At 71.7% G+C, this 2480-nt stretch carries 1 protein-coding gene and 1 pseudogene; one reads left to right on the top strand and one right to left on the bottom strand.

From position 1 onward, the window contains the following. Positions 1–1702 (top strand): ROK family transcriptional regulator (locus GT042_RS15885; RefSeq protein ID WP_161309366.1); only part of this gene is annotated, 1702 nt, incomplete at its 5' end. A 57-nt stretch (positions 1703–1759) separates the two neighbouring features. Here GT042_RS15885 and GT042_RS15880 read toward each other — a convergent pair. Next, positions 1760–2480 (bottom strand): annotated as a pseudogene (locus tag GT042_RS15880) (xylosidase); the annotation flags it as partial.

Genomic DNA, 2480 nt, shown 5'->3' with positions numbered 1-2480 from the left:
GGGGCCGGCGGGCCGTACCTCCACCTCACCCGGGTCCGGGACAGGCGACGCGTCCGCCGCGCTCCGCGCCGGCCTGGCCGGGTATCTCGTGGAGGCGAGCCGCAGCCATCCGGATCTGCTGCTGCACGCCATCACGCTCTGGGAGCCGTCCGGCGGGACCGTACAGGAGCCGCCGGAGCTGTCCCTGACACTCCATCAGATACCGGCGCGCTCCACGTGGCGGACCTTCCTGCGCGCCATGATCGCCCTGGACAGCACCAGCCACCCGGAGTCCTCGCGCCGCGTATACCTGGACCTGGCCTCGGAGTTGAAGCGGTACGCGGCGACTCGCGCCGACCGGCCGTGCGCGGCCGTACGGTGGCTGCGGGAGAACGTCGCGGGCCACCTGCGCGCGGAGCGGGCCCCGGACGGCCCGGCGCCGAACCTGTCGTGGAGCGGGGTCAACCAGATCGACCTCGGCTCGTTCAACGAGTGTGTGGTCATCGAGACCGTACGGCTTTCGGGCACCATAACCCGCGGGGAGATCGCCCACCGCACGGGCCTCACCCAGCAGTCGGTGTCCCGCATCGCCCGCTCGCTTCTGGACCGGGGCATCCTCATCGAGGACGCGCAGCGGCGCGCCACCTCGGGCAAGCCCCGTACGCCGGTACGGCTCTCGGGCACGGCCGCGCACGCGCTGGGCATCCACATCGACCCGGAGGTCCTGACCGCGGTGGTCATCGACCTCGACGGGGCGATCGTGTGCACGCGCAGCCGGCCGGTGACCGCCGACACCGATCCGGCGGAGTTCGTCGAACGGGTCGCCGCGCTGGGCCGGGAGACGCTCGCGGAGGCGCGCGGGGCGGTGCGCGAGGACGGTTTCCTCGGGATCGGGGTGGCCGTGCCGGGTCCGGTGGACATCGCGTCGGGCACGGTCCTCGGCCCGCCGCTGATGTCCGCGTGGGGCGATCTGCCGCTGCTGTACCTGCTCAAGGACCATTTCCCGTGCCCGGTCCTGATGGAGAAGGACTCGACCGCCGCGGCGGCCGGGGAGCGGTGGATCGGCCGGGACCGCAGGGCGAGGGACTTCGCGTACCTCTATCTCGGTACGGGGGTGGGCACCGGGCTCTATCTCAACGGTGACCTCTACCGGGGGATCAGCTCCAATGCCGGGGAGTTCGGGCAGTTGTGCGCCATCGCGCTGGGGCGGGTGGACAAGGACGGCAGGCCGGAGATGGTGCCGGAGTGCAATCCGCCGGTGTCCGTGCCCGATCTGGCCCTGCGGGGCGGGATGCGGGGTCCGGCCGGGGGCTCCGGCCCCGGCGTGGGGAGCGCCGACTCCGGCAGTACGGCCGCCTACCTGGCCGTGGGCGAGGCCGCGGCGGCCGGTGATCCGGCGGCGGCTGCGGCCGTACGGGAGGTGGCCCAGGCGGTCGGGCGCGGGGCCCTCGGTCTGGTCGACCTGCTGGACATCGATCTGATCGTGCTCGGCGGCCCGTTCTTCACGGCCGACGTCGCCGACTTCTACCTGGACGAGATCACCCGTACCGTCAACGAGTTCCCGACCGCCAGGCGGCTGCGGCGGGTCGAGGTCGAGCCGTCCGTGCTGAGCGCGGAGGCCGCGGCGGTGGGCGCCGCCTCGACGCTCTTCCACGCCACGTTCACCCCGCGCCTGCGGGGAGAACGCAGGCCGCCGGGTGCGTCCGGCGGCCTGCGCGCCTGAGGGGCACCGCCCGGCGCGCGCATACGCGCGGGCCGGGCGGGCGTTTGTGATGCTTCGTCAGACGCGCGGCTGTGTCGGCCGGTTGGCCGTCAGCGCGATCTGCTTCTTCAGCATCCGGCCGCCGTCACCGGTCAGCCGGAGGTAGTAGTCGGAGGAGCAGCTCGTGCCGTCCTCGTCGAGCGCGTAGATCCCCGACCCGGCCGGGACCTGTCCGCCGGTCTCCGCCGTCTTGGCGATCTGGTTGCCCTCGTTGAACTCGTCGTACATGGAGATGTAGATCCCCTGCGCGCCGACGCGGACCATGTTGTAGAACTGCCGCCACATGAAGTCGCCGTGCGCGCGCTGCCGTTCCTGGAGGTCGCCGGGGAGCACGCAGGGCTGGTAGTCGATGCCGTGGGCGTTGCAGTCGGCCTGGTCCGGGGTGTTGACGGAGGTGAAGAAGCGGTCGGTGTCGCTCACGTTGCCGATGCGGCCGACCATCCAGGGCGAGAGCATGTTGAAGGCGTGGTACACGTCGGCGAATCCGGGCCGCGAGTCCTCGTTGCCGCTGCGCCAGTGGGTGGGCACGCCGCCGATCACGTAACAGCCCTGCGCCTTGAACCAGTCGACGACGTCCTTGCACGGGCCCGGCGCGAACGGCCGCCCGTCGTCGTTGAACCCGAAGCCCCAGATGCAGACGACGGGCTTGCCGTTCTGTACGGCGTAGGCGCTGGACGCGGTGTGCGCCTTCATCTTGTTCGTCCAGTCCTGCTTGATCTCCGACTGCATGTTCGTCCAG

It is taken from the genome of Streptomyces sp. SID3212 (genome assembly GCF_009865405.1).
Taxonomy (GTDB): Bacteria; Actinomycetota; Actinomycetes; order Streptomycetales; family Streptomycetaceae; genus Streptomyces.
This window is presented reverse-complemented; position numbering and strand designations above follow the sequence as displayed.